Raw genomic sequence first — 13231 nt, 5'->3', positions numbered from 1 at the left:
TCTCAGGAGTTGCTGATGGCGCGGAAGACGTCGTCGAGGCGGGTCGGGCCGGCTTCGAGCCCACGCAGCTCGACCGCGTGGTCCTGCGCCCAGGCGAGCACGGTGTGGAGGTCCTTCTGCAGGCCGAAGGTCTCGATGAGGAACCGGCCGTCCGGCTCGCGGGTGGCCTGCAGCGGCGGCGCCGGCGCGTGCGGCGGGAGTGCGAAGTGGATGGTCGAGGGCAGCGTCCGCGTCAGCTCGGCGACGGTGCCCTCGCGGTGGAAGGTGCCCTCGTGCATCAGGCCGATCCGGTCGGCGCGCTGCTGGGCCTCTTCGAGGTAGTGCGTGGTGAGCACGATGGTCGAGCCGTCCTCGCGCAGCCGGTCGACGGCGTCCCAGAGCGCGTCGCGGGACTGGATGTCCAGGCCGGTGGTGGGCTCGTCCAGGAAGATCAGCTCGGGCGTCCCGTAGACGGCGGTGGCGAAGTCCAGCCGCCGCTTCTCGCCGCCGGAAAGCTGCGACACCTTCGTGCCGGCCTTGCGCGTGAGGTCGACGATGCCGAGCACGCGCTCGACGTTGTCGGCCCGCTCGGTGAGACTCCCGATCAGCCGGACCGACTCGCGCACGGTCAGGTCCGGGGAGAACCCGCTCTCCTGCAGCATGATCCCCATCCGCGGCCGCACCGCGGCGCGGTCGCGCGGGCTCTTCCCGAACACCCGCACGGCGCCCGAGGTGGGCGCGCGGTGGCCCTCGACGGTCTCGAGGGTCGAGGTCTTGCCGGCGCCGTTCGTGCCGAGCAGCGCGTACAGCTCCCCGCGCTCGACCTGGAACGAGAGGTCCCGGACGGCGTGGAAGCCGCCGTAGGTGAGGTTCAGGTGGTCGACGTCGATGACTGGTGTCGTGGACATGCTCCGATTCCAGCGCCGTTCGCGCCCCGGCGGCAGTGTGGCCACGTCACCACGGGACATGACGTGGTGTCACTGGTGGTACCCGCGGTGGCCGTTACGCTCGGGGTATGGAGGTGACCACGCTCGCGCGCCGGGCGACCTGGACCGGTGGGGCGGTGCAGGAACGGCTGCGCCGGCTCAACCTCATCACGACGGTGCCGCCGCTGGCGTTCGTCGGGGTGCTGCTGGTGGTGCTCACCGCCCGCACCTGGTGGCACGTCGTCCTGCAGGTCGTGGGCCTGATCGCCGCGCTGGCGACCGCGGAGCGCTGGACCGCGGGCGACTTCATCCGCGTCGCGCGGCCCTGCGTGGCCATCACCGCGGCGGTCTGGCTCGCCGGGGCGATGACCGACGACTCCTCCGCGTTCTACGGCCTGTGCGTCGTCGGCTCGTTCACCATCCCGCCGCTGCCCCGCCACCGCATCGCGGCCCTGCTGGGGCTGGGCGTGCTGGTCGCCGCGCTGGGCTCGACGAACCTGTTCGCGCACTCCGACCCCGGCCACGGCATCGGGCGGCTGATGCAGTTCGTCGTCATCCCGGCCGTCTCCGTCGTGGTCTCGACCGCGTTCACGTTCGTCAGCCAGCGGTTCTACGACCTGGTGGCCGAGCTGGAGCAGTCCCGCGACCGGGAGGCGGAGCTGGCCGTCATCCGCGAACGCATGCGCTTCGCCAGCGACCTGCACGACATCCAGGGTCACACGCTGCACGTCGTGAAGCTGAAGGTCGCGCTGGCCGAAAAGCTGCTGCGCAGCGACGTCGACCGGGCCCAGGAGGAGCTGAAGGAAGTGCACACCCTGGTCGGCGACACCATCGTCCAGACCAAGGAGCTCGCCTACGCCCAGCGGCGGCTCAACCTGTCCGCGGAGCTGGAGAACGCGAAGAACCTCTTCGAGGCCGCGGGCATCCACGTGCGCGTCGACCGCGAGGCCGAGGTCGACGCGCGGGCGGGCGAGCTGCTCGGCCAGGTCCTGCGCGAGACGACGACGAACATCCTGCGCCACGCCCAGGCCGAGCAGGTGCGGATCACGCTGACGGAGACCGGGATCAGCATCGTCAACGACGGCGCACAGGACGACGGGCTGCCCGAGCTCAACGGGCTCGCCACCCTCCGGCAGCGGCTGGCGGAGGCCGGGGGCGAACTGAAGGTGGAACAGCGGGACGGCCGGTTCCTGACGGCGGCCGCATTCCCGCGACGGGAGGACGTCCGATGACGACCGTGGTGCTCGCCGACGACGAGGCGTTGCTGCGCAAGGCGTTGGCGGCGTTGCTGCCCCTCGAGGGCGAGATCACCGTGCTCGCCGAGGCCGAAGACGGCGAACAAGCCGTGAAGGCCACCCTGGAACACCGGCCCGACGTGCTCGTGATCGACCTCGAAATGCCCAACGTGGACGGACTGGGCGCCGTCGCCGAGATCCGCCGCACGCGGCCGGACCAGGTGATCCTCATGCTCACCCGGCACGCCCGGCCCGGTGTGCTGCGCAAGGCGCTGAAACTCGGCGTCCAGGGGTTCGTCAGCAAGGCGGCGGAACCGGCGCACATCACGTCGGTGATCAAGACCCTGCACGAGGGCAAGCGCTGGATCGACCCGGACGTCTCCGCGCTCGCCGTCGTCGACGACTGCCCGCTCACCGACCGCGAGGTCGACGTCCTGCGCGCGACCCGCGAGGGGTTCGCGGTCGCCGACATCGCGGGCCAGCTGCACCTCGCGGAGGGCACGGTCCGCAACTACCTCTCGAACGCGATGCAGAAGACCCAGACCCGCACCCGCCACGAAGCGGCCCGCTACGCCCGCGAGCACGACTGGCTCTAGACCAGCTTTTCCGTCCACGCCAGCAGTTCCGCGACGACCTCGGCGCGGTTCGTCTCGTTGAGGATCTCGTGCCGGGCGCCCGGGTAGACCTTGACCGTCAGGTCCTTGATGCCCGCGTCCCGGTAGCGCTGGACGAGGACGTCGAACAGCGCGAGGTTGCCGTTCACCGGATCCTGCTCGCCGACGGCCAGGTACAGCGGCAGGTCCGCGCGCATCCCGCCGACCGCTTCGGGATCGGCCAGCCGGCGGGCACCGGCGAACATCGCCTTCGTGTTCGCCGGGTCGATCCCGAAGCCGCACAACGGGTCCGCGACGTAGGCGTCCACTTCGGACTCGTCGCGGCTGAGCCAGTCGTAGTCCGTGCGCGGTGGCTGGAACGGCGCGTTGAACATCGCCAGGTCCAGCGGCTGGTCGAGGTCCAGCGCCGGCTCCAGGACGTCGAGCGCGGCCGTGCCGGTGAGGACGGCCGCGTCGACGTCCGCGGAGTGGTCGAGCAGGTACTGCTGGGCCGCGAACGAGCCCATGCTGTGCGCGAGCAGGACGACCGGCAGGCCCGGCCGTTCTTCGCGGATGTGCGCGGTGAGCACGCCGATGTCGGCGACCAGCGCCGGCCAGCCGTCCGGGCCGAGGTCGCCGGGCGTGTCCCGGATGGACGCGCCGTGGCCGCGGTGGTCCTGGCCGTAGACGGCGAACCCGCGCTCGGTGAACGCGCGGGCGACCCGGTCGTAGCGGAGCACGTGCTCCCCCATGCCGTGGGTCAGCTGCAGCACGCCGACCGGCGGTCCTGCCGGGTCCCAGCGGTACGCGGTCACGCTTCCGGGCAGGGTGAACGTCTCATCGGGCATCGTTGCCTCCTCGTTCCGCCCACCCTGCCTCATGCGCCCCGCCGGTTCCAGTCCTCAGCCGGCCGGGATGTAGGCCAGGCCGTGCGCGCCGGGCTCGCCGGCGCGCGGCACGGCGAGCGTGCCCACGACAGCGGGCGCGGCGGGATCCGCCAGGTCGACGACCGTGACGGTGGAACCGACCACCGCCGAAACGTACGCGCGGTCGCCGTCGGGGGACGAGGTCAGCGTCAGCGGCATCGCGCCGACCTCCGCCGTCCCGACCAGCTCCAGCGCCTCGGGCGACGCGCCCTTCCAGACGGACAGGCGGCCGTCGGGGCGGTGCTGCTCGCCGGCCAGCAGCAGGCCGGTGGCCGTCCAGTGCACCGGGATCACGGCGTGGGCGGCGGGCAGGGTCCGGACGACCGTGCCGCTCCGGGTGTCGATCAGGGCGACGCCGGGCTCGGCGTCCCGCACGGCCACCGCGACGGTCGCGCCGTCCGGGCTGACGGCGATGCCCTCGCTGCCGGCCACGGCGATCTTGTCGAGCAGCTCGCCGGTGGCCAGGTCGACCACCGTGACGAACGGCGCTTCCTTGTTCGCCGCATACCCGCGCAGGCCGTCCGGGTCGATGGCGAACCAGTGCGGGCCGGGCGCGAGGGTGTCGATGCGGCGCAGCACGCGGCGCGTGGTCGTGTCCACGACGACGACCCCGCCGGGGCCCGCCGGACCGGCCTCGACGCTGACGTAGAGCAGCCGCCGGGCCGGGTCGAGGGCCAGGCCGTGCGGCCCGTGCTCGGGTGAGAGGTCGAGCACCTCGACGATCTCACCGGCGTCCGGGTCGATGACGGTGACCTGGTGGTTGTGGCCGTCGTGGGCGCCGTAGTAGCCGCGGACGTAGGCGCTGGTGCAGTAGAGCAGCCGGTGTTCGGCGTCGAAACACAGTTCGTGCGGCTCGGCCGGCACGGTCAGGACGGCGCCGGCCTCGTGGGTGACGGCGTCGAACAGGGTGACGGTGGGACCGCTCTGGCTGACGACGGCGATCCGGTCGCCGGGGCGGGGGTAAGTGGACATCTTGGTTTCTCCTTCGTTCGTTCTGGTCCCACCTTGCGTCGTGCGGCGGGATTGCCACAATAGGAATGTCGGCACGGGATAGTTGCTCAGATCGGAACGGTGCTGGTGAACATCGATGCGAACCTGCTGGTGGCGCTGGACGCGTTGCTGGCCGAACACAGCGTCACGCGCGCGGCGGAGCGGCTGCGCACGTCCCCGGCGGCGATGAGCCGCACCTTGGCCCGGCTGCGGCGGCTGCTGGGCGACCCGCTGCTGGTGCGCGCGGGGCAGGCGATGGTGCCGACGCCGCGAGCGGAGGCGATGCGCGACGAGGTGGCGGCGGTGGTCCGCCGCTGCGGGGCGCTGCTCTCCCCCGGCAAGGACGTCGACCCGCTGACGCTGCATCGGACGTTCACGGTCCAGGCGGCCGACATCGTCGCCGCGGCACTGGCCCCGGGCCTGCTGGACCTCGCGGCTTCGGAGGCACCCGGGGTGTCGGTTCGGTTCCGGGCCGAGGAACTGGAGGGCGGCCCGGCGCTGCGCGACGGCCAGGTCGACCTCGAGGTCGGAGCCCTGGACCACGCGGACCCGGAAACCCGCACGGAACCGCTGGTCACCCTGCACCTGGCGGCGGGGGTCCGCGCGGGCCACCCGCTGACCGAGGGACCCCTCACGCCGGCCCGCTTCGCGGCGGCGTCGCACGTGGTGGTGAGCCGGCGAGGCCGCTTCACGGGCCCGGCGGACGCGGCCCTGGCGGACGCCGACCTGCAGCGGCGGGTGGTGGCGGTGCTGCCCAGCCACCTGACGGCGATGACGCTGGCGGCGCGGACGGACCTGGTCTGCCTGGTGCCGGGCGGGGAGACCGGCCCGATGACGGAGGCGGCCCGCGCGCTGGGGCTGCGGCTGCTGGAGGTGCCGTTGCCACTGCCACCGGTGGTGATCGGGATGGCGTGGCACCCGCGGAACTCCGCGGACGGCGGGCACTCCTGGCTGCGCTCGGCCGTACGGCGGGCGCTGGGCGAGGACGATCGCTGAGCCGGGACAATCACCCGGTGTCCGATGCCGAGGTAGCCGAACCGACCACCGTGCCGTCGTGGCTGGGTCGGCACTGGTGGCGGATCGCCCTGGTCGCCGCCGCCGTCGGCGTCGCCGCGTTCTCCTGGGAGCACCCCTTCGCGGCCTTCTTCGGGCTGCTTCCGATCATCGCCTGGTGCTTCCTCGCGACGGCACCGCGAACCGGCGTGCTCTTCGGACTGCTCCTGCTGCTCCTGCTGGCCTGGTTCACGGTGCCGCGCGGGCTCGAGCTGGCCGGGCCGTGGGTGCCCGCGGCGATCGAGGTCTACTGGTTCCACACCACCCTCGCGGCCGTCGTCGGCGCGGCCGGCATGCTGGCCGAACGGCAACGTCCCAGCTCGCTGCTGCTCACCATGGTGGTCATCGGGTTCGTGGCGGCCGGCGTCATCGTGTTCTCGGAGTGGGAGGCGCCGCCCGGGAACGAAGGCGTCGCGCCCGGGCCGTCTCAGCTGACGGTCGTGCGGACCGTCGGCTGTGGGTCCGGCGGGTGCTGGGGTGTCCTGGACGCCACCGGCGACCGCGCCACCGACGTGATGCGCGGCTATCTGGCGCCGCACGGTTTCACGCCGGCGAGCGAGATCGACGGGGTGCCCCGGCTCTGCCGGCGCACGGGCGTGCTCGTGACGCACGAGGTGTGCGCGGAGCTGCGGACCCGGTCGGCGACGGCCGTCCGGGTCGAGTGGTACGTGAACTGACGCGCGGCGGCTCGCCGGGAGCCGCCGCGCTTCCGGTTCAGGCCGGCGCGACCGCGCGGCCCGTCTGCGGGGAGATCATCCCCGCGCACAGGCCGCGGGAGGCCAGCCCCTGCGCGATGCGCGGGATCGCCGTCCGGGTGTTGGCCGGCCACTCGTGCATCAGGATGATCTGGCCGTTCTGCAACCGGGCGTTGGCCGCGACGATCGCGTCCACGCTCGCGCCGTTCCAGTCCTGCGAATCGACGTCCCAGATGATCTGGGTGAGACCGTACTTCGCTTCGACCGTCCGGAGGGTCGTGTTGGTCTCGCCGTACGGCGGCCGGAACAGGCGGGGGGTGCCGCCGCCCGCGTTGGCGATCGCCTGCTGCGTCCGGGAGATCTCCGAGTCCACTTGGGACTGGCTCTGCTGGATCAGGTGCGGGTGCGTGTAACTGTGGTTGCCGACCCACATCCCGGCGCTCACCTCCGCCCGCACCTGCGCCGGGTACGCGGCCGCGTACTGGCCCTCGTTGAACACCGTCGCGCGCAAGCCGTTCTGCCGCAACGCGGTCAGCAGTGCCGGAGTGTTGCCGTTGGACGGGCCGTCGTCGAAGGTGAGCCCGACGTACCCGGAACAGGCGGCCGCGTGGGCCGGAGTGACGGAGATCGTGCTCGCCGCGGCCAGCATGGCGGCGGCCACCAGGGATTTGCGCATGATCAGCCCACCGTCAGGTTCGAGTTGCCGCTGCTCTGGTAACCCTCGGTCGCGAGGATCATGTAGTAGCTGAAGTTGCCCAGCCGCATGCCGTAGCGGGCCCACGCGTCGAAGTGGTTGCCGGTGGTGATGGTGCCGCCGGTCCGCTTCTGCTGCCGCACGCTCCAGTACTGGTTGAACGTCTTGGTCCCTTCGACGGACGGCGCGTTGTACCGCGTGGTCTGGTAGACGTCGTAGGTGCCGCCGTCACTGGTGACGGTGCCCTTGTAGGTGCCGGTGGGCCGGTAGGTGCCCCAGTTGTCGACGATGTAGTACTCGACGAGCGGGTTCGACGTCCAGCCGTAGAGCGCGAGATAGCCGTTGCCGGAGGGGTTGAAGCTGCCGGAGTAGTTCACGGTCCGCCGGCTCCCGTTGCCCCACCCCTTGCCGGCGACGAAGTTCCCGGTGTTGCTCCAGGAGGTGCGGTAGTTGCCACCGGAGCCGAGCGTCATCGAAACCGAGCCACCACCGTCGGTCCAGAAGGAGTAGTAGTAGCCGTTGCTGGTCCCGGTCTGGTTGGTGGTGACAACGGTGTCGGCGTGGGCGACACCCGGCGTCAACGCGGCGATCAGCGCCAGGGCGACCCCGCCGGTCAACGCCCTGAAGCGGCCGTGGTTCTTGGTGCGCATGCTTCCTCCTCATTGAGGCTGGCAGGCAAGCCAGGATGACGGAAGCATGATTTCCGCACGGTTGGTTGGGCAATAACTTTCGAGGATTTTCGAGAGTTTCGAGAGTTTCGAGACGCCCCACCTACGGATCAACGCCCTGCTGCAGTCACTGACTGCAGCAGGGCGGATCCGCGACTACGGCTACTCCCGCAGCCCGATGGCGTCGATCGGCTTGGTTCGCAGGGCCACCCGGGTAGCCAGGCCCATCGACAGCAGTCCCAGCAACACCGCACCCGCGATGATTCCCAAGTAGACGGTCGGCGAGCCCGATGGCACCACGGTCCCCCGCAGGCCCATGTTCAGCAGTGCCAACGGTAACAACGGAACCAGCGTCCCGACGACCACCGCGACCCCGACCGTGGCCAGTGCCTCCAGGCGCATCATCCGGATCACCTGGCCGCGCGTCGTGCCCACCAAGCGCATCAACGCGAACTCGCGGCCGCGCTGGGCGGTGCTCATCACCAGTGTGTTGGCCACCGAAATCGCGACGTATCCGATCAGCACGCCGACCGCCACCAGGTTCAGGTAGAACTGCGCCTGCCGCTGGCCGCCCGTTTCCGGGGATGCCGCGGTGAAACCCAAGCCCGGGTAGCGCTCGGCGACCGCGCCCAGAGCCGCGGACACGGCCGAGGGATCCGCGGTGGGCGAACGGCGGACCAGGACCGAGTCGTCCAGCTGGTCGCCGGTGTGCGCACGAGCCAGCGAAGCAGGCAGCACGAAGTCGCCGAAGGCCAAGTCGTGCGTGTACGTCGCGACCAAGCGGAGCGTGGCCGGAACTCCGTCTCCGTAATAGAACTCGACCTGGTCGCCGATCTTCTTGTCCAGCCAGCTCGCCTCCGACTCGCTCAACGCCACCGTGTCGCCCCGCAGGTCCGCCAGGCGGCCGGCCGAGACGCCCAGGTCGAGGGTCGCGCCGGCCTGGTCGCCCAGCAGGCCCTGCGCGGGCAGGCTCTGGACGTCGATGTCTTCGCCCGTGGGCGTCGCGACGATCACCTGGGTGCGCACCACCGGGGTCGCCGCCGCCACGCCCGGGACGCGGCGGACCGCCTCGGCCACCTCCGGTGAGATGCCGCCCGCCGGGCTCGTGAGCACGTAGTCCGCCGTGGTCGAGCGCGCCGTCTGCTGCTCGGCGGCCGCCGAGGCCGACGTCTGGCTGTAGAACATCGACAGCGCGAACGCGACCGCCAGCATCAGCGGGGTCACCGCCGCCGCCAGCCGGCGCGTGTTGGCCTGGCTGTTCGCCGCGGCCAGGTAGCCGCTGATCCGCGACACCCGCGACAGCACCGGCGCGAGCACCCGCACCATCAGCCCGACCACCTGCGGCCCCACGACCGCCAGCCCGATGACGGTCACGAGCGTCGCCATCGACGACGCCGCCGTGCCCGCGTCGCCGTGCACGAACAGCGGGACCGCCGCGCCGCCGAGACCGATCAGGACCAGCGCCCAGCCCGTGACGAGCCGGACCTTGCCGAGCTCACGCCGCTCCACCGCGGCTTCGCCGAGTGCCTCGACCGGCTTGATCGTCGACGGCCGCCGCGACGCCGTCCAGGCCGCCAGCCGCGCCGCGCCCAGGCCGAGGACCACCGCCGCCACCAGCGGGAGCGGGCCGATCACCAGGCCGAAGTCCGCCGGGATGACGCCGATCGCGGCGAACGCGTCGCGCATCCCGGCGGCGACCGCCAGCCCGAGCAGGCTGCCGAGCACGCCGGCGACCAGCGCGATGAGCGTCGTCTCGACGCCGATGAGCTTGCGGATCTGCTTCGGCGTCGCCGCGACGGCGCGCAGCAACGCGAACTCGCGCCGGCGCTGGTTGATCGTGAGCGCGAGGGTGCTCGCCACCACGAACACCGCCACCATCAGCGCGAACCCACCGAACGAGCCGGCGATCGCGAGCAGCAGCGTGCGGGTCTGGCTGACGTCGAGGAACTCGACGGTGCTGCGCTCGACGCCGCTGGTCACCTCGACCGGCGCCCCGGCCGTCGCGGCCCGCACGCGGTCGGCGAGCGCGTCCGGAGCGACACCCGGATCGGCCAGAACGCCGATCGCGTTCACCTGGCCCGGCCGGTCGGCCAGGTGAGCGGCCTCGGAAACCGTGAAGAACAGTGCCGACTGCCGCGACAGGCCGGCCGCGGTGGCGACGCCGGACACCCGGAACGGCACCGGCGCCGACCGCGTCATGACGCGCACCTGGTCGCCGACGGCGACGCCGGCGCGCTGGGCCAGGTCGGCGTCGAGGACGACCTCGCCGTCGGTCGCCGGCGCCCGGCCGGCGCTCAGCGTGAACGGCGCCAGTACCGCCGCGTCCCAGTTGTGCCCGAGCGACGGGACGCCGGTCAGCACCTGCCCGTCGCGGGTCACCACCTGCGCCGGGAAGCTCTGCTCCGCCACCGCGGCGCGGACGCCGGGGACCGCGGCGAACCGGCCGGTCAGGTCCGCGGGCACGGTGGCCTGCTCGGCGACCTGCTCCGACGACAGCGCGTCCGCGCCGGGCGGCCGCACCGACTGGGTGCCGCCGACGACGACGGCCGCGGCCGCGTACCGCTGCGTCGGGACGCCGGCGCGCAGGCCGGACTCCATGAGGATCCCGCACGCGGCCACCAGGGCCGCGCCGCACAGGATCGCGACGAACGCGCCGGCGAAGCCGCCGATGCGCGTCCGGATCGTCTGCAGGGCCAGGGTCAGCACGGTCACCACTCCCCGAGGTGCGTCATGCGCTCCGCGACCCGCTCGGGCGTGGGCTGCGTGAGGTGGCCGGCGAGCTTGCCGTCGGCGAGGAAGAGCACGCCGTGCGCCGCCGATGCGGCGACCGGGTCGTGCGTGACCATCAGGACGGTCTGGCCCATGCCTTCGACGACGGCGCGGAGCAGGTCGAGCACCTGCCGCCCGGTGCGGGTGTCGAGCGCGCCGGTCGGCTCGTCGGCCAGCACGACCTCGGGCCGGCTGACGAGCGCCCGCGCGATCGCGACGCGCTGCTGCTGCCCGCCGGACAGCTCCGAAGGCCGGGCTTCCAGCTTCTTCGCGATGCCGACGCCTTCGACGATTTCCCGCAGCCAGTGCGGATCCGGCTTGCGGCCGGCCAACCGCGTCGGCAGCGTGATGTTCTGCAGCACGTTCAGCGACGGCAGCAGGTTGTAGGCCTGGAAGACGAACCCGATCCGGCTGCGCCGCAGCTGCGTGAGCGCGGTTTCCTTCAGCTTGCCGATCTCGGTGTCGCCCAGCAGCACCCGGCCCGACGTCGGCCGGTCGAGCCCGGCCGCGCAGTGCAGGAACGTGCTCTTGCCGGATCCGGACGGCCCCATCACGGCGGTGAACGTCCCTCGCGGCACCCCCACGGACACCCCGTCGAGCGCGGTGACGGCGCCGTCCCCGCGGCCGTACACCTTCCGCACCTCGGCCAGCTCCAGCGCATGCCCTGTGGTCATCACGATCCCTTTCGTTCTGTAGCACCAAAACTAGGTTCGTGGCGGCGTCCGATCGATCCCGTGGGGAGGTGGATCGGGGGTAGCGCCTGCACCACCAGAGCGGTGGGGTGTGCCTCGGTGGGACACTGACGGCGTGACGACCCGCTTGCGTGCCTGCTGGTCGGCGGTGCGCTACCTGCTGGCCGGGGCGGCGACGTCGCTGTTGTCGATCTTCGCCCTCATCGGGCTGCTCGTCGTGCTCGTGCTGTGCCCGTTCGGCATCGGGATCCCGTCGGTGGCGCCCGCGATCCGGCTGTCGCGCAAGGTCGTCCGGCTCGATCGCCGCCGGGCCGCCCGCGCGCTCGGCGAGCCGATCCCCGAGCCCTACCGCGACGGCAACCCGGTGACCGACCCGGCGACCCGCCGTGACATCGCGTGGCTGGCGATCCACGCGGCGACCGGGATGCTCATCGGCGCACTGGCCTTCGGCCTGCCGATCGGCGCGGTCCAGCAGGTCGTCACGGCCGCCGTCTGGCCGGCGGTGCCCGGCGGGATCGAAGCGTCCATGGGGATCGTCGTGCACTCGTGGCCGACCGCCGGGCTGGCCGTGCTCAGCGGCGTCGCGATGGCCGCGGTGACCCTGTTCCTCGCGCCGGTGGTCGCGCGCTGGCAGGCCCGTACCGCGCGGTCGCTGCTCAAGCCCGGCGCGGGCGTCGTCCTGGCCGACCGCGTCGCCGAACTGACGGCGACCCGGGCCGCCGCGCTGGAGGCGCACGGTGCCGAGCTGCGCCGCATCGAGCGTGACCTGCACGACGGGACGCAGGCGCGGATCGCCGCCGTCGTGCTCCAGCTGGGCATCGCCGGGCAGCTGTACGAGCGCGACCCGGACACCGTGCGGGACCTGCTGGTCAAGGCGCAGGACACCGCGACCGACGCGCTGGCCGAGCTGCGGACAGTCGTGCGCAGCATCTACCCGCCGCTGCTGAGCGAACGCGGGCTGGCCGGCGCGGTGCGGGCCCTCGGCGAACGCAGCCCGGTGCCGGTCGCGCTCACCGTCGAGAACGACGCCGGACGGCCGGCGGCGGTCGAGGCCGCCGCGTACTTCGTCGTGGCCGAGGCGCTGGCCAACGTGACCAAGCACGCCGACGCGTCGAAGATCGAGATCACCCTCGGCGGCACGCCGGGCCTGCTGTCCATCGACATCCGCGACGACGGCCGCGGCGGCGCCGAAGAGGCCGCCGGCAGCGGGCTCGCCGGGATCCGGCGGCGCGCCGAGGCCTTCGACGGGACCCTCACCCTGACCAGCCCACCCGGTGGGCCGACCGAGCTGCGAGTGGAGCTGCCATGCGGGTCGTGATCGCCGAGGACGACGCCCTGTTGCGCGAAGGGCTGTCGCTGCTGCTGAAGACGTCGGGCATCGAGGTGGCCGCGTCGTTCGACAACGCCGAGGACTTCCTCGAGTTCGTCGAGAAGGATCGGCCGGACGCCGTCGTGATGGACGTGCGCATGCCGCCGACGCACCGTGACGAGGGGTTGCGCGCCGCCGTCCGGGCCCGTGAGATCCACCCGGGCCTGCCGGTGCTGGTGCTCTCGGCCCACGTCGAGACGAGCTACGCGGTCGAGCTGCTGGCCGACGGCGTCGGCGGGGTCGGCTACCTGCTCAAGGAGCGCGTCGGCAAGGTCGAGCGGTTCCTCGACGCGCTGCAGCGCGTCGCGAAGGGCGGCACCGCGATGGACCCTGAGGTGATCGGCCAGCTGATGGCCCGCAGCCGCGCGAAGGATCCCCTGGACGCGCTCACCGCGCGCGAGCGCGAGGTGCTGGCGCTGATGGCCGAGGGCTACAACAACGGCACCATCGCCGAACTGCTCGTCGTCAGCGACGGCGCGGTGCTCAAGCACATCCGCAACATCTTCCAGAAGCTCGACCTGCCCTCGGACGAGGGTGGCCACCGGCGTGTGCTGGCCGTGCTCGCCTACCTCGGCCGCGACAGCTGACGCGCACCGGTAGTGCAGGCGCTACCCCGATTCCGGGTGCGCGGGCCAGTGAATC

13 protein-coding genes are annotated in these 13231 nt (G+C 72.4%); 6 read left to right on the top strand and 7 right to left on the bottom strand.

Annotated elements, in window-relative coordinates; genetic code table 11:
* Positions 1 to 2: 2 nt before the first annotated feature.
* On the bottom strand, positions 3 to 887 hold the full coding sequence (locus ACLJQZ_RS36830) for an ABC transporter ATP-binding protein (RefSeq protein ID WP_328646293.1): 885 nt from the start codon (positions 885 to 887) through the stop codon (positions 3 to 5).
* Positions 888 to 994: 107 nt separating this feature from the next.
* On the opposite strand from ACLJQZ_RS36830, the gene ACLJQZ_RS36825 reads away from it, so the two are divergent.
* Both ACLJQZ_RS36825 and ACLJQZ_RS36820 read left to right on the top strand, forming a co-directional pair.
* Positions 995 to 2137 (top strand): sensor histidine kinase, encoded by a 1143-nt coding sequence (locus tag ACLJQZ_RS36825; RefSeq protein WP_410624878.1) that lies wholly within the window; start codon positions 995 to 997, stop codon positions 2135 to 2137.
* Complete coding sequence (locus ACLJQZ_RS36820; RefSeq protein WP_326946607.1) at positions 2134 to 2736, top strand: response regulator transcription factor; 603 nt, start codon at positions 2134 to 2136, stop codon at positions 2734 to 2736. The genes ACLJQZ_RS36825 and ACLJQZ_RS36820 overlap by 4 nt, the downstream gene beginning before the upstream one ends.
* On the opposite strand, the gene ACLJQZ_RS36815 is transcribed toward ACLJQZ_RS36820, so the two are convergent.
* A complete protein-coding gene (locus ACLJQZ_RS36815; protein ID WP_410624876.1) occupies positions 2733 to 3581 on the bottom strand; it encodes an alpha/beta fold hydrolase in 849 nt (282 codons plus the stop codon). The two genes, ACLJQZ_RS36820 and ACLJQZ_RS36815, sit on opposite strands and share 4 nt — an antisense overlap.
* A 54-nt stretch (positions 3582 to 3635) precedes the next feature.
* On the bottom strand, positions 3636 to 4631 hold the full coding sequence (locus ACLJQZ_RS36810; protein ID WP_410624874.1) for a YncE family protein: 996 nt from the start codon (positions 4629 to 4631) through the stop codon (positions 3636 to 3638).
* Between the two features lie 111 nt (positions 4632 to 4742).
* Between ACLJQZ_RS36810 and ACLJQZ_RS36805 the strand changes: the two genes are divergently transcribed.
* Both ACLJQZ_RS36805 and ACLJQZ_RS36800 read left to right on the top strand, forming a co-directional pair.
* Positions 4743 to 5645 carry a LysR substrate-binding domain-containing protein gene (locus tag ACLJQZ_RS36805; protein WP_410624998.1) on the top strand — a complete coding sequence of 301 codons (903 nt, stop codon included), beginning with the start codon at positions 4743 to 4745 and terminating at the stop codon, positions 5643 to 5645.
* Positions 5646 to 5662: 17 nt separating this feature from the next.
* Positions 5663 to 6379 carry a hypothetical protein gene (locus tag ACLJQZ_RS36800; protein WP_410624872.1) on the top strand — a complete coding sequence of 239 codons (717 nt, stop codon included), beginning with the start codon at positions 5663 to 5665 and terminating at the stop codon, positions 6377 to 6379.
* Positions 6380 to 6416: 37 nt separating this feature from the next.
* Here the strand turns inward: ACLJQZ_RS36800 and ACLJQZ_RS36795 are convergent, their stop codons facing one another.
* The 4 genes from ACLJQZ_RS36795 to ACLJQZ_RS36780 form a co-directional block, all read right to left on the bottom strand.
* Entirely contained in the window at positions 6417 to 7073 is a 657-nt protein-coding gene (locus ACLJQZ_RS36795; protein WP_410624870.1) for a polysaccharide deacetylase family protein, read from the bottom strand.
* A gap of 2 nt (positions 7074 to 7075) precedes the next feature.
* The gene (locus ACLJQZ_RS36790) at positions 7076 to 7741 is read right to left on the bottom strand and encodes a glycoside hydrolase family 11 protein (protein ID WP_410624869.1); all 666 of its coding nucleotides are present in this window, start codon (positions 7739 to 7741) and stop codon (positions 7076 to 7078) included.
* A gap of 180 nt (positions 7742 to 7921) precedes the next feature.
* Positions 7922 to 10465 carry an ABC transporter permease gene (locus ACLJQZ_RS36785; protein WP_410624996.1) on the bottom strand — a complete coding sequence of 848 codons (2544 nt, stop codon included), beginning with the start codon at positions 10463 to 10465 and terminating at the stop codon, positions 7922 to 7924.
* A gap of 2 nt (positions 10466 to 10467) precedes the next feature.
* A complete protein-coding gene (locus tag ACLJQZ_RS36780) occupies positions 10468 to 11202 on the bottom strand; it encodes an ABC transporter ATP-binding protein (RefSeq protein ID WP_410624867.1) in 735 nt (244 codons plus the stop codon).
* 133 nt (positions 11203 to 11335) lie between these two features.
* Between ACLJQZ_RS36780 and ACLJQZ_RS36775 the strand changes: the two genes are divergently transcribed.
* Together ACLJQZ_RS36775 and ACLJQZ_RS36770 are read left to right on the top strand one after the other, a co-directional pair.
* On the top strand, positions 11336 to 12538 hold the full coding sequence (locus ACLJQZ_RS36775; protein ID WP_410624865.1) for a sensor histidine kinase: 1203 nt from the start codon (positions 11336 to 11338) through the stop codon (positions 12536 to 12538).
* Complete coding sequence (locus ACLJQZ_RS36770; protein WP_247061497.1) at positions 12526 to 13176, top strand: response regulator; 651 nt, start codon at positions 12526 to 12528, stop codon at positions 13174 to 13176. The genes ACLJQZ_RS36775 and ACLJQZ_RS36770 overlap by 13 nt, the downstream gene beginning before the upstream one ends.
* Positions 13177 to 13231 lie beyond the last annotated feature (55 nt).

The sequence above is a fragment of the Amycolatopsis sp. cmx-8-4 genome, assembly GCF_046548675.1.
In the GTDB taxonomy this organism is placed as follows: domain Bacteria; phylum Actinomycetota; class Actinomycetes; order Mycobacteriales; family Pseudonocardiaceae; genus Amycolatopsis.
Note: the sequence above shows the minus strand (reverse complement) of the source record. Positions and strands in the feature narration are given on the sequence as shown.